The 21,508-nt window shown below is 63.5% G+C and carries 25 protein-coding genes; 12 read left to right on the forward strand and 13 right to left on the reverse strand.

Annotation, left to right across the window (positions count from 1 at the left end; genetic code table 11):
* Window positions 1-6: 6 nt before the first annotated feature.
* The 4 genes from BMY38_RS16635 to yajC form a co-directional block, all read right to left on the reverse strand.
* Window positions 7-387 carry an Mth938-like domain-containing protein gene (locus BMY38_RS16635; RefSeq protein ID WP_092765050.1) on the reverse strand — a complete coding sequence of 127 codons (381 nt, stop codon included), beginning with the start codon at window positions 385-387 and terminating at the stop codon, window positions 7-9.
* A 351-nt stretch (window positions 388-738) separates the two neighbouring features.
* Entirely contained in the window at window positions 739-1,704 is a 966-nt protein-coding gene (gene secF / locus BMY38_RS16640) for a protein translocase subunit SecF (protein ID WP_092764969.1), read from the reverse strand.
* A 1-nt stretch (window position 1,705) separates the two neighbouring features.
* Window positions 1,706-3,373, reverse strand: coding sequence for a protein translocase subunit SecD (secD, locus tag BMY38_RS16645; RefSeq protein ID WP_092764971.1), 1,668 nt, complete (start codon window positions 3,371-3,373; stop codon window positions 1,706-1,708).
* Window position 3,374: 1 nt separating this feature from the next.
* Entirely contained in the window at window positions 3,375-3,695 is a 321-nt protein-coding gene (gene yajC / locus BMY38_RS16650) for a preprotein translocase subunit YajC (protein ID WP_092764973.1), read from the reverse strand.
* 196 nt (window positions 3,696-3,891) lie between these two features.
* On the opposite strand from yajC, the gene serS reads away from it, so the two are divergent.
* The gene (gene serS, locus BMY38_RS16655) at window positions 3,892-5,184 is read left to right on the forward strand and encodes a serine--tRNA ligase (protein WP_092764975.1); all 1,293 of its coding nucleotides are present in this window, start codon (window positions 3,892-3,894) and stop codon (window positions 5,182-5,184) included.
* A 12-nt stretch (window positions 5,185-5,196) separates the two neighbouring features.
* On the opposite strand, the gene BMY38_RS16660 is transcribed toward serS, so the two are convergent.
* Window positions 5,197-5,889, reverse strand: a complete 693-nt coding sequence (locus BMY38_RS16660; protein WP_245737661.1) for an HAD family hydrolase — start codon at window positions 5,887-5,889, stop codon at window positions 5,197-5,199.
* A gap of 82 nt (window positions 5,890-5,971) precedes the next feature.
* On the opposite strand from BMY38_RS16660, the gene clpS reads away from it, so the two are divergent.
* From clpS to BMY38_RS16690, 6 genes are all read left to right on the forward strand, one after another.
* A complete protein-coding gene (gene clpS, locus BMY38_RS16665; RefSeq protein WP_092764979.1) occupies window positions 5,972-6,316 on the forward strand; it encodes an ATP-dependent Clp protease adapter ClpS in 345 nt (114 codons plus the stop codon).
* Window positions 6,317-6,340: 24 nt separating this feature from the next.
* On the forward strand, window positions 6,341-7,321 hold the full coding sequence (locus tag BMY38_RS16670; RefSeq protein ID WP_092764981.1) for a class I SAM-dependent methyltransferase: 981 nt from the start codon (window positions 6,341-6,343) through the stop codon (window positions 7,319-7,321).
* Window positions 7,318-8,130, forward strand: coding sequence for an SDR family NAD(P)-dependent oxidoreductase (locus BMY38_RS16675; RefSeq protein ID WP_092764983.1), 813 nt, complete (start codon window positions 7,318-7,320; stop codon window positions 8,128-8,130). Before BMY38_RS16670 ends, BMY38_RS16675 begins: the two co-directional genes overlap by 4 nt.
* A 226-nt stretch (window positions 8,131-8,356) precedes the next feature.
* Window positions 8,357-9,979: a peptide chain release factor 3 gene (locus BMY38_RS16680; protein ID WP_175495932.1), complete on the forward strand. Its 1,623-nt coding sequence runs from the start codon at window positions 8,357-8,359 to the stop codon at window positions 9,977-9,979.
* Window positions 9,976-10,338 (forward strand): hypothetical protein, encoded by a 363-nt coding sequence (locus BMY38_RS16685; RefSeq protein ID WP_092764985.1) that lies wholly within the window; start codon window positions 9,976-9,978, stop codon window positions 10,336-10,338. Before BMY38_RS16680 ends, BMY38_RS16685 begins: the two co-directional genes overlap by 4 nt.
* Window positions 10,335-11,006 carry a hypothetical protein gene (locus BMY38_RS16690; RefSeq protein WP_175495929.1) on the forward strand — a complete coding sequence of 224 codons (672 nt, stop codon included), beginning with the start codon at window positions 10,335-10,337 and terminating at the stop codon, window positions 11,004-11,006. The genes BMY38_RS16685 and BMY38_RS16690 overlap by 4 nt, the downstream gene beginning before the upstream one ends.
* Here BMY38_RS16690 and BMY38_RS16695 read toward each other — a convergent pair.
* Entirely contained in the window at window positions 11,003-11,428 is a 426-nt protein-coding gene (locus BMY38_RS16695) for an OsmC family protein (RefSeq protein WP_092764987.1), read from the reverse strand. The genes BMY38_RS16690 and BMY38_RS16695 overlap by 4 nt on opposite strands.
* A gap of 224 nt (window positions 11,429-11,652) precedes the next feature.
* Between BMY38_RS16695 and BMY38_RS16700 the strand changes: the two genes are divergently transcribed.
* Together BMY38_RS16700 and BMY38_RS16705 are read left to right on the forward strand one after the other, a co-directional pair.
* The gene (locus BMY38_RS16700) at window positions 11,653-13,188 is read left to right on the forward strand and encodes a DEAD/DEAH box helicase (RefSeq protein ID WP_092764989.1); all 1,536 of its coding nucleotides are present in this window, start codon (window positions 11,653-11,655) and stop codon (window positions 13,186-13,188) included.
* A gap of 113 nt (window positions 13,189-13,301) precedes the next feature.
* Entirely contained in the window at window positions 13,302-13,535 is a 234-nt protein-coding gene (locus BMY38_RS16705; protein ID WP_092764991.1) for a hypothetical protein, read from the forward strand.
* A gap of 14 nt (window positions 13,536-13,549) precedes the next feature.
* Here the strand turns inward: BMY38_RS16705 and BMY38_RS16710 are convergent, their stop codons facing one another.
* The 7 genes from BMY38_RS16710 to fabA form a co-directional block, all read right to left on the reverse strand.
* Window positions 13,550-14,476, reverse strand: coding sequence for a threonine ammonia-lyase (locus tag BMY38_RS16710; RefSeq protein ID WP_092765054.1), 927 nt, complete (start codon window positions 14,474-14,476; stop codon window positions 13,550-13,552).
* A gap of 5 nt (window positions 14,477-14,481) precedes the next feature.
* Window positions 14,482-15,306 carry an alpha/beta fold hydrolase gene (locus BMY38_RS16715; RefSeq protein ID WP_092764993.1) on the reverse strand — a complete coding sequence of 275 codons (825 nt, stop codon included), beginning with the start codon at window positions 15,304-15,306 and terminating at the stop codon, window positions 14,482-14,484.
* Window positions 15,306-15,995 (reverse strand): haloacid dehalogenase type II, encoded by a 690-nt coding sequence (locus tag BMY38_RS16720; RefSeq protein ID WP_092764995.1) that lies wholly within the window; start codon window positions 15,993-15,995, stop codon window positions 15,306-15,308. Before BMY38_RS16720 ends, BMY38_RS16715 begins: the two co-directional genes overlap by 1 nt.
* A gap of 63 nt (window positions 15,996-16,058) precedes the next feature.
* Complete coding sequence (locus BMY38_RS16725; protein ID WP_092764997.1) at window positions 16,059-16,496, reverse strand: hypothetical protein; 438 nt, start codon at window positions 16,494-16,496, stop codon at window positions 16,059-16,061.
* Between the two features lie 184 nt (window positions 16,497-16,680).
* On the reverse strand, window positions 16,681-17,454 hold the full coding sequence (locus BMY38_RS16730) for an enoyl-ACP reductase FabI (protein ID WP_175495933.1): 774 nt from the start codon (window positions 17,452-17,454) through the stop codon (window positions 16,681-16,683).
* 11 nt (window positions 17,455-17,465) lie between these two features.
* Window positions 17,466-18,695 carry a beta-ketoacyl-ACP synthase I gene (fabB, locus tag BMY38_RS16735; protein WP_092765056.1) on the reverse strand — a complete coding sequence of 410 codons (1,230 nt, stop codon included), beginning with the start codon at window positions 18,693-18,695 and terminating at the stop codon, window positions 17,466-17,468.
* A 33-nt stretch (window positions 18,696-18,728) separates the two neighbouring features.
* On the reverse strand, window positions 18,729-19,238 hold the full coding sequence (fabA, locus tag BMY38_RS16740) for a bifunctional 3-hydroxydecanoyl-ACP dehydratase/trans-2-decenoyl-ACP isomerase (protein WP_092765001.1): 510 nt from the start codon (window positions 19,236-19,238) through the stop codon (window positions 18,729-18,731).
* 111 nt (window positions 19,239-19,349) lie between these two features.
* Between fabA and irrA the strand changes: the two genes are divergently transcribed.
* The 3 genes from irrA to BMY38_RS16755 are packed head-to-tail and all read left to right on the forward strand — an operon-like array spanning window position 19,350 to window position 21,493.
* Complete coding sequence (gene irrA, locus BMY38_RS16745; protein ID WP_092765058.1) at window positions 19,350-19,793, forward strand: iron response transcriptional regulator IrrA; 444 nt, start codon at window positions 19,350-19,352, stop codon at window positions 19,791-19,793.
* Window positions 19,794-19,829: 36 nt separating this feature from the next.
* Entirely contained in the window at window positions 19,830-20,582 is a 753-nt protein-coding gene (locus tag BMY38_RS16750) for an SDR family NAD(P)-dependent oxidoreductase (protein ID WP_092765003.1), read from the forward strand.
* 26 nt (window positions 20,583-20,608) lie between these two features.
* A complete protein-coding gene (locus BMY38_RS16755; protein WP_092765060.1) occupies window positions 20,609-21,493 on the forward strand; it encodes an NAD(P)-dependent oxidoreductase in 885 nt (294 codons plus the stop codon).
* Window positions 21,494-21,508: the final 15 nt, after the last annotated feature.

Raw genomic sequence — 21,508 nt, forward strand, 5'->3', positions numbered from 1 at the left:
GGTCGGTCAGGCGGGCACGTCGCCGGTCGGCCCGACCACGGGCAGAACGGCCGCGGCAACGCGCCGCCCTTCCCCCATCAGAACATTATAGGTGCGGCAGGCGGCCGGGGTGCTCATGACCTCAAGGCCGATGCCCACACCTTCGACAGCGGTGCGCAAGTCGCCCGGCACATGCGCAACCTCCCGGCCCGTGCCGACAAGCACCACATCCACCGCATCGGCCAGCCGCGTCAGCGCCGCGGCGTCGGCATAGCCGTCCCATGACGACAGACCACCGGCGTGAAGAACCAGCGCGCCATGATGCACCTCTCCTCCGACCCGGAAAAAGCCGGGGCCGTAGCCATCGAAGGGACGGGCATCGTGGAAGGTGACTTCTGTCAGGTTCATGACAAACTCCGGATTGATTGCGGCGGCGAGCGCGGCACCCGCGATAATGACATGGGCCGTATGCAACAGGCCCGGCCCTGCGAAGGTCTGGAACGACATGCGCGTGTTACATTGAAAGCCGGATCGGGCGCAATCAGTGCCGCGCCAAGCAAAGCGGTGCGGACGCCTGCCGGGCCGCACCCGAGAGTTCAGGCGAAGATCGCCTCACACCGCCAGACATATCGGGACATTCGCCCTGATTCATCGCTGGTGCCAAGACATCGACATACAAGTCAGCCGCCCAGGCAAATCCTCGCCAAAGGCGCAGTCGCGGCAGGCGATTCAGATCAGATCGCCAGACGCAGGACCGCTTCAGGCGTCGATGTTGGCGAACTGGGTTCCGGCGTCTGAGGGTTTCTTGGGGTCACGGTCGACGCCCAGCATCAGCACGACGTTCTTGGCGACATAGACCGACGAATAGGTGCCGACGATCACGCCCCAGAAGATCGCGAAAACGAACCCGCGGATGACGTCGCCGCCCAGAACCAGCAGGGCGATCAGGGCGATCAACGTGGTGCCCGAGGTCATCAGGGTGCGCGACAGCGTCTCGTTGACAGACTTGTTCATCACATCAATCAGCGGCGTTTTCTTGAACTTGATCAGGTTCTCGCGCAGCCGGTCGAAGATCACGACGGTATCGTTGATCGAATAGCCGATGATGGTCAGCAACGCGGCGATGGTCGCCAGATCGAAACGGATTTGCAGCAAGCTGAATATCCCGATGGTCAGGATCACATCGTGGAACAGGGCGGCGACCGCGCCGACCGAGAACTGCCATTCGAATCGCAGCCAGATGTAGAACAGGATCGCGATCAGCGAGGCACCCACGGCGAGGAAGGCAGTCGTCACCAACTCGCCCGAAACCTTGGGGCCGACGGATTCGACCGAGGGGAAGGTGATCGCCGGATCGACGCCCAGCAGCGCGGACTTCACGGCAGCGATCGTCTCAGTCGTCACCGATTCAGCGCCATCCTGAACCTGTATACGAATCTGGGCCACGTTCTGATCGGGCGCGAAGGTCGGGTCGAAAAGCTCGGTAATTGCGATGTCACCAAGCCCCAGCGGGGTCAGCGCGTCACGGTAGACGCCAATATCCACGGATTGCGTCGATTCCGTGCGGATGGTCGTCCCGCCGAGGAAGTCGATGCCGAAGTTCAGGCCGACCGCAAGCCAGATGATTAGCGATGCGATCATGGCGATGATGGAGGCACCGAACGTATAGTGCCGCCAGCGCATGAAATCCCAGTTGGTGTCTTGCGGAACGAGTCTCAGGCGCATGTCAGACCTCGATCTGCTTGGGGCGGCGGCGTTCGAACCAGAGCACGATCAACAGGCGCGTCACGAAGATCGCCGTGAAGACCGAGGTCAGGATGCCGATGCCGAGGGTCACCGCGAAACCGCGCACCGGACCGGAGCCCAGCGTGAACAGGATCACGGCGATGATGAAGGTGGTGATGTTGGCGTCCACGATGGCCGAGAGCGCACGTTCATAGCCCAGCGCGATGGCGCGGGCCGGGCCGCGGGCGGTCTTGAGTTCCTCGCGGATACGTTCGAACACCAGAACGTTGGCGTCGACCGCCATGCCGATGGTCAGCACGATACCGGCGATGCCCGGCAGGGTCAGGGTGCCACCGATCATCGACAACACCCCGAAGATCAGTGTGATATTGATGCCCAGCGCAATGGTCGCGAAGGTGCCGAACAGGCCGTAACTGGCGATCATGAAGACGACGACGGCGGCCATGGCGACCAGCGACGCGACCTTGCCGGCATCGATGCTGTCCTGTCCCAGTTCGGGGCCGACGGTTCGTTCTTCGAGGAAGGTCATGCCGGCGGGCAAGGCACCCGCGCGCAGCAGGATGGCCTGGCGGTTGGCTTCCTCGACGGTGAAGTTGCCGGTGATCTGGCCCGATCCGCCGGTAATCGCCTCGCGGATCTGGGGGGCGGTGACGACTTCGTTGTCGAGAACGACGGCAAAGAGCGAGCCGACATTTTCGGCGGTATAGACCCCGAAGGCACGCGCGCCGGACGGATTGAACCGGAAGGTGACGGCGGGACGGCCGTTCTGATCGAAGGCGGGCTGACTGTCGACAAGATCGTCGCCGGTGACGACAGCATCCTGTTCGAGGATGTAGAACTGCCCCGGATCGTCCAGGGCGGGCAAGACGATCTGATCGCTTTCGACACGCTGATCGAGGCTGGTGGCATTGCCGCGAACGGGGTGGAAGGTCAGCTTGGCTGTGATGCCGATCAGCAGCTTCAACTCCTGCGCGGAGCCGATACCGGGCACCTGGATCAGGATGCGGTCGGTGCCCTGACGCTGGATCGTGGGTTCTCGCGTTCCGGCCTCGTCCACACGGCGGCGGATGATCTCCAGCGATTGCGCCATGGTGCGGTCGTCGGTTGCGGTGCGTTCGGCCTCGGACAGTCTGACGGTGATGGTCTCGCCCGCGCCGGACACCTCGATATCGTTCTGGCCGACACCGGTCAGCGAAACGATGGGCTGCGCCAGATCGCGCAGGGCGTCGACGGCAACCTGCAACCCGTCCGGATTGCTGATGCGGACGCGCAATTCGTCGGCGGGTGCGGTGCGATCCCGCTGCACGCCCCCGACCTGATCGCGGAGCGGGCGCAGCGCATCGCGCACTTCGGGCCAATAGCCGTCGAAGCGGCTGGCGTAGACGTCCTCGAGCTGGACTTCGGCCAGAAGATGCGCACCACCGCGCAGGTCAAGGCCAAGATTAACGACGGCGGAGGGCAGAAAATCGGGCCACTGATCCAGATCTGCCTGAATCTCGGGCGTGGTGACGGCACCGCGTTCGATCGCGGTGACGGCATCGTTGTAGCGCTCGGCGCGGGTGTAGAAGACATTGGGCAGCGCCACCGCCAGGCCCGCGAGGCAGACGAGCAGAATCGTCAACCGTTTCCAGAGCGAGAGTTCCAGCACGTCAGGCGGCCGGATCAGTCTTGGACAGGACCTGCGTGATGGTGGCGCGGACGATGCGGACCTTTACGCCCTCGGCGATCTCGACCTCGACCTCGGCGTCGTCCTTGACCTTGGAGACCTTGCCGATGATGCCACCCTGGGTGACGACCTGATCGCCCCGACGCAGGGCTGCGACGATGGCCTTGTGTTCCTTGACCTTCTTCTGCTGCGGACGGATCAGCAGAAAATACATGATCGCGAAAATGGCGATAAGTGGAATGAAGCTGCCGAATCCGGCGGCGACGCCACCGGCGGCCTGGGCGTAGGCGGGGGTTGCGAACATGTGTGGTCCCTTGCGTGGTTGTGCGTCTTTCGGACGGTCGCGTCGCGCCCCCGTTGAAAGTGGCGGCAACCTATAAGCCGCATCTGGGGGGCGCAAGCGGGCGGCGCAACCTCTGACGGCCACTGGAATCGGGTGTTTCGCTGTGGCATGTGGCGGGAAGCACACGCCATTCGCCCAATAAGCAGGAACCGCCCCGATGCACGACATCCGACAGATCCGCGATAATCCGGCCGTTTTCGATGCGGCGCTGGCACGGCGGGGGCTGGAACCGATGTCATCGGACCTGCTGGCGCTGGACAGCGCGCGACGCGCTGCCGTCACCGGATCGGAGACCGCATTGGCCGAGCGCAATGCCGCCTCCAAACAGGTCGGAGCGGCCAAAGCGTCGGGCGACGAGGCAGAGTTCGAACGTCTGCGGGCCCTGGTTGCCGACAAGAAAGACGAGATCGCCCGATTGGAGGAGGAGGCCCGGACCACGGATGCCGCCCTGCGCAACCGCCTGCTGGAGATCCCGAACCTGCCGTATGACGACGTGCCCGACGGCATGGATGAGACCGACAATGTCGAGATAAACCGCTGGGGCGAGCCGCGCGTGCTGGACTTCACGCCGGTCGAGCATTTCGACATTGCGGGCGTCAGACCCGGCATGGACTTCGAAACCGCCGCCAAGCTGTCCGGCGCGCGGTTCGTTGTTTTGCGCGGCGCGGTCGCCCGCATTCACCGGGCGCTGGCGCAATTCATGCTGGATACACATACCGAGGAAAACGGGCTGGTCGAACACATGACCCCGGTTCTGGTCCGCGACGCGGCAATGCTGGGCACCGACAAGTTGCCGAAGTTCGGGGACGACAGTTTCCTGACGCGCGAAGGGTATTGGCTGATCCCGACGTCCGAGGTCACGCTGACCTATTCGGTGGCGGGCGACATTCTGGACGAAGCTGCCCTGCCCCTGCGGATGGTGGCGCATACGCTGTGCTTCCGGTCCGAGGCCGGGTCGGCGGGGCGCGACACCTCGGGTATGCTGCGCCAGCACCAGTTCGAGAAAGTCGAGATGGTATCGGTCACGCACCCCGACGAAAGCCGGGCGGAACTGGACCGGATGACACGGTGCGCCGAAGGTATTCTGGAGAAACTGGACCTGCCCTATCGCACGGTGGTTCTTTGCACCGGTGACATGGGTTTCGGGGCGCGCCGGACGAATGACATCGAGGTCTGGCTGCCCGGCCAGAATATGTATCGCGAAATTTCGTCCTGTTCGACCACCGCCGATTTCCAGGCGCGCCGGATGAACGCGCGGTTCAAGCCCGCGGCGGGCGGCAAGCCGGAGTTCGTGCATACGCTGAACGGGTCGGGTCTGGCGGTCGGGCGTTGCCTGATCGCCGTGCTGGAAAACGGGCAGCAGGCGGATGGGTCGGTCGTGTTGCCGAAGGCTCTGGCGCCATGGCTGGGCGGCAAGCTGACGCTGACGGCGGAGGGCGTGCTGGTCTGACGGCAATGCACGTCAGAGGGACGCGATCAGACCCGGCAACAACGCCAGCGTTTCGATCCGGCGATAGCGGGGCGCGGCTTCAGGGGCGGGTGCCGCCTCCAGCGCCCATTGGATTTCCGACGGACAGAAGACGCCCCAGGCCCCGGCTTCGATAGCCGGAATGACGTCCGATTTCATCGAATTGCCGACCATCAGAGCGCGGGCGGCGCCATCGCCGTGCATTTCGAACGCGCGGGTATAAATGGCCGGGGTCTTGTTGCTGACGATTTCGATGCCGTCGAACAGGTCGCCCAGTCCCGACAGGGCAAGTTTACGTTCCTGATCCAGCAGGTCGCCCTTGGTAATCAGGACCAGACGGTGCGTTTCGGCCAGACTTCGCACACAATCCTCGGCTCCCGGAAGCAGATCGACGGGATGGCACAACATCTCGCGTCCCTCCTCCAGAAGCTGCGCGATAATGCCGGCAGGGACGCGACCCTCGGTGACCTCGATGGCCGTCTCGATCATCGACAGGACGAATCCCTTGATGCCGAATCCGTAATGGTCGAGGTTGCGCCGCTCCGCTGCCATAAGGCGGTCCATCAGATGATCGGTGTCGGCATGATCGGCCAAAAGGGACGCGAACCGCTCCTGCGTCAGGCGAAACACCGTTTCGTTGTGCCAGAGCGTGTCGTCGGCATCGAAACCGATTGTGGTAACCGTCACTGTCTCAGCCCCCTTTTCCTGTGCGGTGCGATGCTTATATGGTGGAACCGACCGCGTCACCCCAGCCCCGGACCCGAATCTCATGCGTCTTGACCCGATATCCATGGCCGACCTGCCCGATGATGGCGATGGCGACACCACGGTCGTCACCAAGACAAAGACCAAAACGGCGCGCCCGCCGTTATACAAGGTCATGTTGTTGAACGACGATTACACGCCGATGGAGTTCGTCGTGATCGTGCTGGAGAAGTTTTTCGGTATTACCCATTCCCAGGCTGTCGAGATCATGCTGACCGTCCACAAGAAGGGTCTGGCCGTGGTCGGTGTGTTCAGCCACGAGATTGCGGAAACCAAGGTCGCGCAGGTCATGGACTTCGCGCGCCGCCACCAGCACCCGCTTCAATGCACGATGGAGAAGGAGGAGTAATCCTCCACGCCATCGGGTCCCCCCATGAATGAACGCCTGTCCCTCGCCCTTGCGGCCGATGCCGTAAGCCTGCCGCCGGGGCGCGTTCTGCTGCTGCGTCCGCCCGCCGACCTGGATCTGGACGGCCTGCCGGAGGACGTGGTTGCGGTGCATGGGTTCCGGCCCGATCATGATGCGCTCTCGGGCCGGGGTGTGCAGGTCGCCGCCGAGGTCGAGGGGGCGTTCGATTCGGCGGTCGTCTTCGCATCGCGATCCAAGGCATTGACCTTCGATATGATCGCCCGCGCCTGCGCAGCCGTGCCCGCCGGTGCACCGGTGGTGGTGGACGGAGCCAAGGGCGACGGCATCGATTCGGTGGTCAGGCTATGCCGTGCGGTCTTTGAGGTGGGTCAGGTTTTTGCCAAGGCGCATGGCAAATGCTTTGCCTTTCCGGCGGGTCCGGTGCCCGTAGGCTGGGCCGCAGTACCGACACAGGTCGACGGATTCACGACGCGGGCCGGAGTGTTTTCCGCCGACGGTATCGACCCCGGATCGGCGCTTCTGGCCGCGCATCTGGGTGGCATATCAGGCCGGGTCTGCGATCTCGGCGCGGGGTGGGGCTATCTGGCGCGACAGGTTCTGGCGTCCGACAAGGTAACAGCCTGTGACCTTGTCGAAGCGGAGCATGAGGCATTGACCTGCGCCCTTGCCAATATCACCGATGCCCGCGCCACCTTCCACTGGGCCGATGCGACGATATGGACCGGCGGCCCGTTCGATGTGGTCGTATCGAACCCGCCGTTTCACACCGCGCGCAAGGCGGACCCGTCGATCGGCCGCGGTTTCGTGATGGCAGCCGCACGCCTTCTGACGCCCGGCGGGCGGCTTGTGATGGTGGCGAACCGGCATTTGCCCTATGAAGAAACGCTGACCGCCGCCTTTGCCGACCATGTGGTTCTGGCGGATGCCAGTGGTTACAAAGTGATCGAAGCACGCCGACCGAAACGCCAGCGGGGACACAGATGAGCAATAGCATCGAGGGCAAGACCGCCATCGTAACGGGCGCGGCCAACGGCGTCGGTCTGGCCATCGCGCGGCATTTCATCGAGCAGGGTGCAAACGTCATGTTCGCCGACCGCGACGAGGAGCGGCTGCACGACGAAGTCGGCGACGCGCAGGTCGAGGACGGCGCACGGCTGCGATATTTCGCGGGCGATTTACGCGAACGTCTGACCATCGCGAACCTGTTGTCAGCGACCATAGACGCCTATGACCGGGTCGATATTCTGGTGAATGCCTCGCGGCAAATCATGGCGACCGATCCGCTGGACCCGGAAGACGACAGCGTGGCGACCTTGCTGGAACAAAACCTGATGACCGCCCTGCGCCTGTCCCAGGCAGTCGCCAAGCGTATGATCCATCAGGCCGAAACCGATGGCCGGGACGAAGGCACTGTCGGCACCATCGTCAACATCAGCTCCATCGCGGGACGGCGGACGCAGCCGGAGTTGCTGGCCTATTCGATCAGCGCGGCCGCGCTGGATCAGGCGACACGCAGCATGGCGGTCAGTCTGGCCCCCGAGCGCATTCGTGTGAATGGCGTCGCGGTCGGGTCGGTCATGTCGGCCAACCTGCGGTCCCGATTGGGCGAAGCAGACGGGCTGCGACAGGCCATTATCGACGCCACACCAATGGGCCGCATCGCCTCGCCCTCAGAATTGGCGGAGACGGTGCAGTTTCTGGCGTCGGATGCTTCGGCCTTCATGATCGGTCAGGTGCTGACCGTCGACGGGGGACGCACCCTGATCGACCCGGTGGTTGAACCCGCGCATTGAGTCGGACCGACCGGCGGCTTGCGGTGCGGGCACAGGATGTCGCGTCGCCCCCCGAGGCCAGCAAAATGACGATCCCGATCCTTCGACAGGACCAGTCGGTAGTCGAAATGTATCGATGACCCGCCTCCTGTTGTTTTCACGGCAGGACGCTGGCACCCCAACCCCAAACATCCTGCCGACGCAGCGCCCGATTGCGGCGCGCACCCGGCCCGCCTATATCGCGCAGATGCCAGACACCCAGATTCCCTACCGCCCCCCGCTTCCGCCGGAAATCGGCCGTCGCCGGACCTTCGCGATCATCTCTCACCCCGACGCGGGGAAGACGACGCTGACCGAAAAGTTCCTGCTGTATGGCGGTGCGATCCAGATGGCCGGTCAGGTCCGAGCCAAGGGCGAGGCGCGGCGCACGCGGTCGGATTTCATGAAGATGGAGCAGGATCGCGGCATCTCGGTCAGCGCCTCGGCGATGTCGTTCGATTTCGCGGGCAAGGATCGGGAATTCCGGTTCAATCTGGTGGACACGCCGGGCCACTCGGATTTTTCCGAGGATACCTATCGCACACTGACTGCCGTGGACGCCGCCGTGATGGTGATCGACGGCGCAAAGGGTGTGGAAAGCCAGACGCAGAAACTGTTCGAAGTCTGCCGGATGCGCGATCTGCCGATCCTGACGTTTTGCAACAAGATGGACCGCGAAAGCCGCGATACCTTCGAGATCATCGACGAGATTCAGGAAAATCTGGCCATCGACGTAACGCCTGCGTCCTGGCCCATCGGGGTCGGGCGCGAATTCATCGGCTGCTATGACCTGCTCCATGACCGGCTGGAGCTGATGGACCGTGCCGACCGGAACAAAGTTGCGGAGACCATCCGGATCAGCGGGTTGGACGACCCGAAACTTGCGCAGCACGTCCCGGCGGAGTTGCTGGACAAACTGCGCGAGGAGCTGGAGATGGCGCGGGAGCTGCTGCCAGCGATGGACCGCGATGCCTTCCTCGAAGGATCGCTGACGCCAATCTGGTTCGGCTCCGCAATCAACAGCTTCGGTGTGCAGGAGTTGATGACGGGAATCGCCGAATTCGGTCCCGAACCGCAACCGCAGCGCGCCGAACCGCGACAGATCAGCCCGGACGAGACGGCGGTGACCGGCTTCGTCTTCAAGGTTCAGGCCAACATGGACCCCAAACACCGCGACCGGGTGGCCTTCGTGCGGCTGGCATCCGGGCATTTTCAGCGAGGCATGAAACTGACGCATGTGCGGTCGAAAAAGCAGATGGCGATTTCGAACCCGGTGCTGTTTCTGGCGGCCGACCGCGAGTTGGCCGAAGAGGCCTGGGCCGGTGATATCATCGGCATTCCGAACCACGGCCAGCTTCGCATCGGCGACGCGCTGACCGAGGGTGAAGCGTTGCGCTTCACCGGCATCCCCAGTTTCGCGCCGGAGTTGTTGCAGGGCGTCCGTGCAGGCGACCCGATGAAGGCCAAGCATCTTGAAAAGGCGCTGATGCAGTTTGCCGAGGAAGGCGCGGCCAAGGTATTCAAACCCGCCATCGGATCGGGTTTCATCGTGGGCGTCGTCGGCCAGTTGCAGTTCGAGGTCCTGGCGTCGCGGATCGAGCTGGAATACGGCCTTCCCGTCCGGTTCGACCAGTCGCAGTTCCAGTCGGCGCGCTGGTTGTCGGGGGCGAAGGATGCGGTCGAGGGCGTGGTGGCGAAGAATCCGCAGCACATCGCCCATGACAACGACGGCGACCCGGTGTTCCTGACCCGTCTGCAATGGGACATCGACCGGATCGAACGCGACCACCCGGCGGTGACGTTGTCTGCCACCAAGGAGATGATGGTGTGATCCCGCGCGGTATGGTCGCCGCCTCGCTCGGCCTGTCGGAGACGACCGATGCCCTGCCGCCGGGCGATCTGCCGCTGGATCGCTTTGCGGTGCGGCTGATCGGGTATCTGTCGACGCCCGATGCGGAGGCCGACACGCCGGATGCCTGGACCGGCGCGGTGATGGATGCGCTGATTGCCGACGACCCGGATCTGGCGCTGGCCGCGATCCGCGCAGGTGCGGGCCTGCCGGGGGCCGCAGTTCTGGCCGATCCGCTGGCCGAATTGGGCGCCAGCGATCCGGTGATGCGCGACCGGATCGAAACGCAGGCCGGGGATGATGCCGATCTCGGGGCGCTTGTATCCGCGATCGAAGGGTGACGCATCCCAACCGGGTTCAGCCGGACGGCACATTTCTGGCGACGCCTGCGCGCGGCATGTTGATGGGCAACCGGGGGGTGCTGCATCGCGATGGGGTAATCGGCCTGGCGCGATGGAAGCACAGGAATTGGGTCTGCTGCGAGGTATCGTTTCGCGGACGGCACAGGGCGATCATGCCGCAAGGACGTTGGACAGCGCTTTTCTTCCTGGACGAGGCGGTGGCGATGGCGGCGGGGCATCGGCCCTGCGGTCAGTGTCGGCGGAACGATTATCTCGCGTTCGCGCAGGCCTGGGAGGGCGCGTTTGGCAAATGGCCCGGCCCCAGGTCCGCGGACGCGATCCTGCACGGGGCACGGGCGCAGCCCGGCGGGCATATGTTGCGCTGTCACAGGGCCGAGGCGCGGACGCTGCCGCATGGAGCGATGTTCCGGACAGGCGGGTCCGACTTTCTGGTAGTCGACGGTGCGGCCCGGCCCTATGCGCCCGAAGGGTATGGCCAACCTGTCGCATTGCCAGAGGGACGGGTCGACGTCCTGACCGCCCCTCCGATGTGCGCCGTACTCCTGACCGGATATCGTCCGCGCCTGCACCCCTCCGCATCGGGGCAGGTGGCGGCGCAGCGGTCCGACCGGACGGATGCGTCCGGCGTCCCGCCGCCCGCCGGTTAGACGACCTTGGCGTCCATCGTGATCTCGGCTGTCAGCAGCTTGGAGATCGGACAGTTCGCCTTGGCACCTTCGCAGGCTTCCATCACCTTGTCCGGGTCGCCGTCAGGAACACTGACAGTCACATCCAGATGCGACTTGGTGACGGCAAAGCCGCCGTCGACCTGATCGAGCGTCACCGTTGCCCGTGTATCGATTTCCGAAGCTGTCATTCCGGCCTCGCCCAGAACCATGGACAGGGCCATCGAGAAACAGGACGCATGGGCTGCGGCCACCAATTCCTCTGGGTTGGTGCCGGGCTTGTCCTCGAACCGCGTGTTGAAGCCGTAGGGCTGATCCTCGATCGCACCTGATTCGACGGAGACCGTCCCCTTGCCTTCTTTGAGGTCACCTTCCCAATGGGCGCTTCCATATTTTTTCGGCATTGTACTCTCCTATGTGCGGTTGGTCAGTCCAGAGGAACCCTTCGGACCCCTTCAGCGTTCCTTAGAATGCCACGTGCGTTGACCACGCGCACACGCTTTGTTAGTGCGGCAACGCACGGATAAGGATTGTCCGGCAGATGCAATACCGAGGGGCGCATGAGTGATGGGCGTCCCGCCACCCCAGAGTTCGGGCAATACGGCCCACGACTCCAACCAGGACGCACATGACAAGCTTTTCCGACCTGAACCTCGATCCGAAGGTTCTCAAGGCCATCGAGGCCGCCGGCTATACAACTCCCACCCCGATTCAGGCCGGAGCGATCCCGCCAGCACTGGAAGGGCGCGATGTATTGGGCATTGCCCAGACCGGCACCGGCAAGACCGCCAGTTTCACCCTTCCGATGATCACGCTGCTGGGCAAGGGTCGTGCCCGCGCCCGGATGCCCCGGTCGCTTGTACTGGCGCCGACGCGGGAACTGGCCGCGCAGGTGGCCGAGAACTTCGATACCTATGCCAAGGGATCGCGACTCAAGAAGGCCCTTCTGATCGGTGGCGTCTCGTTCAAGGAACAGGACATGCTGATCGACCGGGGCGTCGATGTCCTGATCGCGACTCCGGGCCGCCTGATCGACCACTTCGAGCGCGGCAAGCTCTTGCTAACAGGCGTCGAGATCATGGTCGTGGACGAGGCCGACCGGATGCTGGACATGGGGTTCATCCCCGATATCGAGCGCATCTTCGAGATGACGCCCTTCACCCGCCAGACGCTGTTCTTTTCGGCCACGATGGCCCCCGAGATCGAGCGGATCACCAACAAGTTCCTGTCCAACCCCGAAAAGATCGAGGTCGAACGTCAGAACACGACGTCGCAGACCATCACGCAGATCCTTGTGGAACATACGCCCAAGCGGCGCGATATGGCAGCCAAGGACAAACGCGAAATCCTGCGCGCGATCATTGAACGTGACGGCGACGATTGCCGCAATGCGATCATTTTCTGCAATCGGAAAACCGAAGTGGATGTCGTTGCCAAATCGCTGAAAAAGCATGGCTACAATGCCGAGCCGATCCATGGCGATCTGGAGCAGTCGCAGCGCACACGCACCCTGGACGGGTTTCGCGACGGATCGATCCGGTTCCTCGTAGCCTCCGACGTGGCGGCGCGCGGTCTGGATATTCCCAATGTCAGCCATGTGTTCAACTTCGACGTGCCGAGCCATGCCGAGGATTATGTCCACCGCATCGGTCGGACCGGACGCGCGGGCAAGTTGGGCACGGCCTATACCCTGTCGACGCCATCGGATGCCAAGTATCTGGATGCGATCCAGTCATTGGTAAAAACTGAACTTCCGCGCGGCGAAAACCCCTGGACTCCACCGGGTGTCAGCAAGCGCGAAGAGGCTGCTGCCGAGGAAGAAGCGCCCAAGCGCACTTCGTCGCGCACGCGGTCCCGGTCCAAGAAAGTCGATGCACCGGCAGCCGAGACGCCCCAGCCTGAGGTGAAGGAAGCTGATACCAGGACCAAGGCGCGCAACGAGGCGCGGCGCGAACAAAAGCCCGACACGCGAAATGAACCCCGGACCGAGGCGCGCAACCAGCCCCGTCAGCAGGAAGATCGCAGCGGCGCATCGTCATCGCGATCGCGCGGCGGACGTGGACGTGGTGGCGACAGGGACAACGGCCCGCGCGTTGTTGGGTTGGGCGATCATGTCCCCGGCTTCATCGAAATGAGCTTCGAGGAACGTCGCGGCAACAGCTGACGCGCGTTCCTTTCTCTCTATACTCTGCCTAGCCCGGTGCCCCTCGCGCCGGGCTTTTTCCTTGGCAGCCCAACGCCGAAAGGTCGGACCTTTGGCCGAGCCGAAGCCGCACGGTGTTGTTGTTCTGTGTGGCCTTGGTCCAGCCTGCCATACCGGGGCTGGCCAGCCGGGTTACGGCGGACGATGCGCAGGGGGAATTGCAAGGTGTCTTCGCATCAATTACGGCCATCGCGGCCATCATCTCAGCCCTGCGGATGACGCGGGTGTTCAATCTGGCCACTAAAAGGGGGCGGCGTTTTCCCGGTGCCTCCTTTCTGGTGGCGTCTGCCCTGATGCTGATAGCCTGAGGGATGTATCGCCGTCAGACCATTGCCAGAGCGCGGGCGAATATCTGAGCGTCGACATTTCCGCCCGACGCCACCACTGCGACATCGCCCTCGTGATGGAACAGTCCCGCCGCCAGGGCGATGGCACCACCCGGTTCCAACACGATCCGCAGATGCTTCCACGCTATTGCCATGGCACGCAAAGCCTCCTCGTCGGTGACGACGAGGCCGGGGCCACACAAGCGCGACAGGATGGGAAACGTGACTTCACCTGGAGAAGGCGTCATAACCGCATCGCAAACCGAACCTGTCATCGTCGCGTTCGACAGCCGTTGGCCCGCTATCAGCGACCGGGTGACGTCGTCGAAGCCCTCAGGCTCCACCGGGCGGACGGACGCGCGACCTTCCAGCGCCAGTGCCACGCCCGAGGTCAGACCGCCGCCCCCGCAGCAGACCAGCACCTCGTCGAGGTCTTCTGGCAGATCCTCGACCATTTCCAGCCCGCAGGTGCCCTGCCCCGCGATGACGCGCGGGTCGTCGTAGGGCTTCACGAGGGTCAGGCCACGCTCCGCGACCAGTGCTGCACCTATGGCGTCCCGGTCCTCGGTCGCGCGGTCGAACAACACGACTTCGGCCCCGTACCCCCGCGTGTTGCCGATCTTTATCGCTGGCGCGTCGGACGGCATGACGATCACCGCCTCGCGTCCCAGCATCCGGGCCGCCAGCGCGACGCCCTGCGCGTGGTTGCCCGACGAAAACGCGACCACACCGCCCGAGGTCTGGCTGACGGCGTTGAAGCCACCGCGAAACTTGAAGCTGCCGGTCTTTTGCAGGCACTCCGCCTTGACGAAGATACGCCGCCCGAAAGTCGCATCCAGCGAGGGAGCATTTAAAAGCGGCGTGCGAACGGCATGTCCGCGCAGGCGATCCGCCGCGGCGCGGATGTCCGCAAGCGTCACCACATCGATCACAAAAGCATCGTCCATTCGTTCAGCGCCTCCAATGCCTCGGGTTCGTCCAGAAACGGAACATGGCCGCGCCCCGGCACTTCGGCCACGATCATGTCGGGGCGGCGGCGCGCCATCTCGGCCAGCGTCTCGGGCGTCAGCAGATCGGAGTTCGCGCCCCGGATGCAGGCCAGCGGCAAACCTTCCAGCGCGTCGAACAGCGGCCAGAGATCGGCCACCGGCTGCGTCCCGCCATCCAGCACCGCATCGCGCAGCCTGGCATCGTAGTTGATGACCAGCCCGTTGTCGGTCTCGCGGTAGTGATGGTGCACTTCGTCGCGCCAGCGGTCGGCGGGCACGTTATCGAAGCCGGCCATCAGCGTCGCGCGTTCCAGCGCCGCCTCCTCATAGGTCTTGGCCGACGGGTTCAGGCCGACGTAATCCTTGATGACATCCAATCCCTCTTCCGCCAGTTCCGGGCCGATATCCACCAGACACAACCCGCCCAGACGGTCCTTGGCCAGCATCGCCAGCGCCATTCCGATCAGTCCACCGCGCGACGTGCCGATGATCGGCACTTGGGCAAGCCCCAGTTCGTCCAGCAGTTCCAGCACGTCCCGCGCTTCGGTCGGGATGGTATAGGTCTTCCAGTCGGGCGCGCGCTGCGATTTGCCGCGCCCGCGATAATCCAGCCGGATCACCCGGTGTTCGCCCAGAAGATAGGGCAGCACATAGTCGAAATCGGTCGAATTGCGCGTCAGGCCGGACAGGCACAAAAGCGGTTGGCCATCGCCCTGATCCTCGTACCAGAGGCGCAGATTGTCCGATGTCCTGAATTCGGGCATCAGGCGCGGCCCGCCAGATCGGGGATATCCGACAGATCGGTCAGAATGTGCGTCGGCGTCCACGGCAGGCGATCCACCGGCAGGCCCATACGGTTTACCCAGGCGGTGGTGAACCCGTATCCCGTCGCCGCCGCCGCGTCCCAGCCATTGGACGACACGAACAGGACGTTGCCCGCCTCGCAGCCAAACGCCCGCCCGACCAGATCGTAGACCTTGGACGATGGTTTGAAGATGCCGACGGATTCGACCGACAACACGTGATCCAGCAGGCGTCCGATACCTGCCGAGTTGACCGCACCCTGCAACATTTCGGGCGATCCGTTCGACAGGATGCCGGTCGCCAGGTTCGCATCTTTCAACGCGCCCAGCATGTCCGGCACTTCGGGATAGGCCGACAACTCCCAGTAAAGCTGCTTCAGACGGTCGCGCAGCGCCGCGTCTCCAGCCAGATCGGCCGCATCAAGCGCATAGTCGAGCGCCTCGGTCGTGACCTGCCAGAAATCGCTGTGATCGCCGGTGATGGCACGCAGCCAAGTGTATTGCAGCTGCTTGTCGCGCCATACGGTAGCCAGCGTCTGCCACGTATCGGCCAGGGCGGGGAATGCCGGGTCCTCCGACGCCTGTCGCGCGGCCGATGTCACGTCGAACAATGTTCCGTAGGCGTCGAAAATGCAGGTGTCGATGGCCATGTCACGCCCCTTTGATACGTCGGGCGCGACCCTGCCACGCTGTCTGATCCTAGTCGAGAGGCGCTAACCCAGACCGCGCCGGGTCATGCTGCATTCCATCAGGGACTGGATCGTCTTGTTGCGGGTCCAGTTCGGTATGCCGCGATTGGCCGCCACCAGACGGTCCCGCTCGCTCAGCAGGGCCATGTCAGACAGGGTGTCGCCATAGGTTGCCATCCAGTCGGCGATGTCCACGGGATCGGAACCGCCAGACGCGATTCGCGCCGCTTCCCGGTCGCGCAGTCCATCTATCCCCGTGGAACACAGGTCCGCGCCGAAACTTTGACGGATCACCTGACCGCGCAATTGCGAGGTCGTGCCCAACGAAGCGGACTCGATGCCGCGTGTCACGCTGCCTGTGATCGCCATGCCGGTGCCAAGGATGACACCGGTCAGGACCACCCAGTCAAAGGTGATGGTGCCGTCTTCGCACCGGAAGAAAGACCGAAAATTGATCGACATGAATATTGCCCGCAGTCGGATAGATTAGATTCCACCCACACAGGATGCCCGACAGACTTGGCAAGATTAGGGCCAAACCCCCTTAAAAAGGGCCGGATTTGCGTGTTATAAAGCGTTTTCCGGCAACGATCCGCCGGAATTGGCAGTACCGTTAATCACTTTTCCGCCGAAACCGAAAACGCCGTCAAAGATTATCAGGCCGGGGCATTCCCATGATGTGATAGCCGCCATCGACATGAATCACTTCGCCCGTCGTCGCGGCTCCGACGTCGGAACACAGGTAAAGGGCTGTCCCGCCGATCGCCTCGAGGGTCGCATTGGCGCGCATCGGGGCATTTGCCTCGGCATGACGGAATGTCTTGCGTGCCCCGCCGATTGCGGCCCCCGCCAAAGTCTTCATCGGGCCGGGACTGATGGCGTTCACGCGGATGCCGTCGGCCCCCAGATCGGACGCAAGGTATCGCACCGAAGCCTCCAGCGCGGCCTTGGCAACACCCATGACATTGTAGAACGGCATGACCCGCCGCGAGCCTTCGAAGGTCAGCGTCACGATGCTGCCGCCGTGGGTCATCAGGGGGGCGGCCCGGCGCGCCACTTCGATCAATGAATAACAGGAAATATCCAGCGAATGCTTGAAGTTGGCCCGGCTGGTGTCGACGAATCGCCCCGTCAGTTCGGATTTGTCCGAAAAGGCGATGGCATGGATCACGAAGTCCAGCTTGTCGCCCTTCTCCAGCTCCGCGAAGGCCGCATCCAGCGAGGCGTCGTCGGTCACGTCCACATCCAGCAGGGTTGTGGCTCCGATGGTCTCGGCCAAGGGGGCCAGCCGCTTGCCGAACGCCTCACCCTGATAGGTGAAGGCCAGATCGGCCCCGGCCTGTGAAAGCGCGCGGGCGATGCCCCATGCAATCGACCGCTCGTTCGCGACGCCCATGATGAGGCCGCGTTTGCCCTGCATGTTCATGGCGATCAGTCCCGGTGCCTGGAGATGATGACGGTGCCGTTGGTGCCGCCGAAGCCAAAGCTGTTGGACAGAACGCTATCGATTTCGACGTCCGTGCGCAGTTCGGTGTTGATCTCGGACGGCGACAGCGCCTCGTCCAGTTGCGTCACGTTGATCGACGGCGCGATGAAGCCCTTGTTCATCATCAGCATGGAATAGATCGCCTCCTGCACACCCGTCGCGCCCAGGCTGTGGCCGGTCATCGACTTGGTGGACGATACCGGCGGCGTGTTCCCCTCGCCGAAAATATTGCGCAGCGCGACGATTTCCTTGATGTCACCCACCGGGGTCGATGTGCCGTGCGCGTTGACATAGTCGATCTTGCGATCTTCGGGCAGTTGCGACAGGGCCAGACGCATCGCCCGCTCACCGCCCTCGCCCGAGGGTGCGACCATATCGGCCCCGTCGGACGTCGCGCCGTAGCCGGTCACCTCGCCATAGATCTTTGCGCCGCGCGCCAATGCCCGCTCCCGCTCCTCCAGCACCACGACGCCGGCACCGCCAGCGATGACGAACCCGTCACGCGTCGCATCATAGGGCCGCGAGGCCGTTTCCGGCGTATCATTGTACTTGGACGACATCGCGCCCATCGCGTCGAACAGGCACGACAGCGTCCAGTCGATTTCCTCGCCGCCCCCGGCGAACACGATATCCTGCTTGCCGAACTGGATCTGCTCGACCCCGTTGCCCATGCAATGAAGAGATGTCGTGCAGGCCGAAGTGATGGAATAGTTCACGCCCTTGATCCCGAATGGCGTCGCCAGACAGGCTGAATTGGTCGATGACATGCAGCGTGTCACCATGAAAGGGCCCATGCGCTTGGGACTGCCCTTGTTGATCACGGTGTCGAAAGCGGTGAAGAAGTTCGACGTCGACGGCCCGCCCGACCCCATGACCAGACCCGTGCGTTCGTTCGAAACGTCGTTCTTTTCCAGACCCGAATCCGCGATCGCGCGTTCCATCGCGATGAAGTTGAACGCAGCCCCCGGCCCCATGAAACGCAGGTCGCGCTTGTCGATGTGGTCTTCCAGAACAATGTCCGGCACGCCGTGGATCTGCGACCGGAAGCCGTGTTCGGCATAGCTTTCCGAGAACGTGATACCGGACTTGCCCGCGCGCAAGGATGCCTCGACTTCATCCGGTGTGTTTCCGATGGGCGAGACGATCCCGATCCCGGTGACGACGACGCGACGCAGCATGGGCATGCTCCTTTGAATAACGTGTTCGGATCAGCTCTCGGAGAGAGCGACCTTCATGTCCTTGACGATGTAGATGACTTCACCATCCGCCTCGACGATACCGTCTGCGACACCCATCGTCAGGCGGCGCGTCTGTAACGCCTTGGTAAAATCCACCTTGTAGGTCAGCATCTTGCGGTCAGGGCGGACCATCCCGGTCAGCTTGACCTCGCCCACTCCCAGCGCATAGCCGCGTCCCTGCCAACCACGCCAGCCCAGATTGAACCCGGTCAACTGCCACAGCCCGTCCAGACCCAGGCAACCGGGCATGATCGGATTGCCGGGGAAGTGGCAGTCGAAGAACCAAAGGTCAGGTTTGATGTCGAATTCGGCGACCACATGACCCTTGCCATGCAGTCCGCCATCGCCCGAAATCTCGGTGATGCGGTCCATCATCAGCATCGGCGGTTCGGGCAACTGCGCATTGCCCGGCCCGAACAACTCACCCCGTGCGCATTTCAACAGGTCGTCCCGGTCGAAGCTGGTCGGATATTCGCTCATGTGCCCCCCTCGGCGTGTTTCGAACCCACTATCACCGCATGTTTCAACGTCGCAACCCTGCGTGCGCGGTCATACCGTCAGAGGCTGGGACGAATCCGTTTGAAAATCGTCATGTCGCACCTCTATATTGCGGATGTGACCGCGACCGAGAAATCCCGAGGCGAGGCCTGGCTGGCCCGCGCCGATCTGCGCCCGACACGGCAGCGTGTTCTGTTGGCGTCGCTGCTGGTGGGTGACGGACGGGATCGCCATGTGACGGCGGAATGGCTGCATGATGCGACACGGCAGTCCGGCGAAAAGGTGTCGCTGGCGACGGTCTACAATACGCTGCGGGCCTTCACCGACGCCGGTCTGGTGCAGGAAATCACGGTCGACGGAACCGGCAGCTATTTCGATACCAGGCTGGACGATCACCCCCACTTCTACTGGGAGGAGGAGGGGCGTCTGTCGGACGCGGGCTCCGAAGCGTTGCAGATCGTCAATCTTCCCGACACGCCCGACGGCATGGAAGTCGCCAAGGTCGACGTGGTGATCCGGCTGCGCTCCAAGACCTGATCTTAACGCTTGCCCAATCTGACCGGAGGGCGAAAGATGCCTGACTTCGCCCATTACCCTTCCCTGTCCGGAAAGACCGTCATGATGACCGGCGGTGCGTCCGGCATCGGGGCCGAGATCGTGGCCGCATTTGCCGCACAGGGGGCGAAGGTCGGCTTTCTCGACATCGACGCGCGCGGCGCGCAGGCGATGTCCGACGCGCACCAAGGCGTCACGCATGAAGTTTGCGACCTGCGGGACATAGCGGCGCTGCGCGACGGCCTGGCCGCGCTGAAATCGCGGATCGGTCCCGCCAACATCCTGATCAACAACGCCGCGCGCGACGACCGCCACGACTGGCGCGAGGTGACGCCCGCCTATTGGGACGAGCGCATGGCAACCAATCTTCGCCACATGTTCTTCGCCATCCAGACTGTCGCGCCCGACATGGCGGCGCGGGGCGGTGGGTCCATCGTGAATATGGGCTCCAATTCGTGGTGGGAGGCGGGGGGCGGGTTTCCGGCCTATGCCACCGCCAAGGCCGCCGTTCACGGGCTGACCCGGACGATGGCGCGCGACCTGGGCGGCGAACGGATTCGCGTGAATACCATCGTGCCGGGCTGGATCATGACGGACCGGCAGAAAGACCTCTGGGCGACGCCCGACGCACTTGAGGCGCATCGCGCGCGACAATGCCTGCCCGACCTTATCGACCCGGTCTATGTCGCGCGCATGGTGTTGTTTCTGGCCTCCGACGATGCGGCGATGTGTACGGCGAACAATTATATGGTCGAAGCGGGAAGTATTTGACCGAAGGTTTCAAGGTGAGGGAAAATATGGAAAAGATCGGTTTCGTGGGTGTCGGCCTGATGGGTCATGGCATGGCGTCCAACCTGATGGCGGCGGGTCATCCGTTGACGGTGGTCGCGCATCGCAATCGCGGCCCGGTCGACGATCTGGTGTCCAGGGGCGCGACCGAGGCGGCGGATCTGGCCGAGTTGGCGCGGGCTTCGGATATCGTCCACATCTGTGCCCCCGGTTCGCCGCAGGTCGAGGCGGTTGTGGACGTCCTGTTGGCGAACATGGCCAAGGGGGGCGTGATCGTCGATTGCTCTACTTCGAACCCGGTCTCGACCGAGAAACTGGCGCAAAGTGCTGAAACCGCCGGGATTGACTGGGTCGACGCCCCCTTGGGCGGCACCCCGGCGCAGGCCGCGACGGGCGAGCTGGCGGCGATGGTCGGTGCGGATGAAGATGTCTTTGCGCGGGTCGAGCCGGTGATCGGTACATGGGCCAAGGCCATTGTCCGCATCGGCGGGCCGGGTTCCGGGCATAAGATGAAGTTATTGAACAATTTTCTGGCGATGGGCTATGGCGCGATCTATGCCGAGGCACTGGCCCTGGCCGAGAAATCCGGCGTCGGCACCGCCATGTTCGACAGCGTCATTCGGGGCAGCCGGATGGACTGCGGGTTCTACCAGACGTTCATGGGCTATGCCGTCGAAGGCAACCGAGAGGCGCATAAGTTCACCCTGACCAACGCCTTGAAAGACATGGCATATCTGGCTGCGATGGCGGATGGGTCGGGCGTTGCCAACCCGGTCCAGGGCGCGGTCAAGAACAGCTATGCGATGGCCGTGAACACCGGTGGCGACGGGCCCGAGGACTATGTTCCGCACCTTGTGGACTTCGTGGCGAAGGTGAACGGTATCGACGGGTGATCCATGGGTGATCTG

It is taken from the genome of Jannaschia helgolandensis, from assembly GCF_900109285.1.
GTDB lineage: Bacteria > Pseudomonadota > Alphaproteobacteria > Rhodobacterales > Rhodobacteraceae > Jannaschia > Jannaschia helgolandensis.

Excerpts from the sequence above, each read along its gene's own strand:
- BMY38_RS16635 (WP_092765050.1), bottom strand. The coding sequence starts at position 387 with ATGAACCTGACAGAAGTCACCTTCCACGATGCCCGTCCCTTCGATGGC.
- clpS (WP_092764979.1), top strand. The coding sequence starts at position 5,972 with ATGCGTCTTGACCCGATATCCATGGCCGACCTGCCCGATGATGGCGAT.
- BMY38_RS16750 (WP_092765003.1), top strand. The coding sequence starts at position 19,830 with ATGCCTGACTTCGCCCATTACCCTTCCCTGTCCGGAAAGACCGTCATG.
- BMY38_RS16670 (WP_092764981.1), top strand. The coding sequence starts at position 6,341 with ATGAATGAACGCCTGTCCCTCGCCCTTGCGGCCGATGCCGTAAGCCTG.
- BMY38_RS16755 (WP_092765060.1), top strand. The coding sequence starts at position 20,609 with ATGGAAAAGATCGGTTTCGTGGGTGTCGGCCTGATGGGTCATGGCATG.
- BMY38_RS16675 (WP_092764983.1), top strand. The coding sequence starts at position 7,318 with ATGAGCAATAGCATCGAGGGCAAGACCGCCATCGTAACGGGCGCGGCC.
- yajC (WP_092764973.1), bottom strand. The coding sequence starts at position 3,695 with ATGTTCGCAACCCCCGCCTACGCCCAGGCCGCCGGTGGCGTCGCCGCC.
- BMY38_RS16725 (WP_092764997.1), bottom strand. The coding sequence starts at position 16,496 with ATGTCGATCAATTTTCGGTCTTTCTTCCGGTGCGAAGACGGCACCATC.
- BMY38_RS16680 (WP_175495932.1), top strand. The coding sequence starts at position 8,357 with ATGCCAGACACCCAGATTCCCTACCGCCCCCCGCTTCCGCCGGAAATC.
- irrA (WP_092765058.1), top strand. The coding sequence starts at position 19,350 with ATGTCGCACCTCTATATTGCGGATGTGACCGCGACCGAGAAATCCCGA.
- BMY38_RS16700 (WP_092764989.1), top strand. The coding sequence starts at position 11,653 with ATGACAAGCTTTTCCGACCTGAACCTCGATCCGAAGGTTCTCAAGGCC.
- secF (WP_092764969.1), bottom strand. The coding sequence starts at position 1,704 with ATGCGCCTGAGACTCGTTCCGCAAGACACCAACTGGGATTTCATGCGC.
- BMY38_RS16715 (WP_092764993.1), bottom strand. The coding sequence starts at position 15,306 with ATGCCCGAATTCAGGACATCGGACAATCTGCGCCTCTGGTACGAGGAT.
- serS (WP_092764975.1), top strand. The coding sequence starts at position 3,892 with ATGCACGACATCCGACAGATCCGCGATAATCCGGCCGTTTTCGATGCG.
- BMY38_RS16720 (WP_092764995.1), bottom strand. The coding sequence starts at position 15,995 with ATGGCCATCGACACCTGCATTTTCGACGCCTACGGAACATTGTTCGAC.
- BMY38_RS16730 (WP_175495933.1), bottom strand. The coding sequence starts at position 17,454 with ATGCAGGGCAAACGCGGCCTCATCATGGGCGTCGCGAACGAGCGGTCG.
- BMY38_RS16695 (WP_092764987.1), bottom strand. The coding sequence starts at position 11,428 with ATGCCGAAAAAATATGGAAGCGCCCATTGGGAAGGTGACCTCAAAGAA.
- fabA (WP_092765001.1), bottom strand. The coding sequence starts at position 19,238 with ATGAGCGAATATCCGACCAGCTTCGACCGGGACGACCTGTTGAAATGC.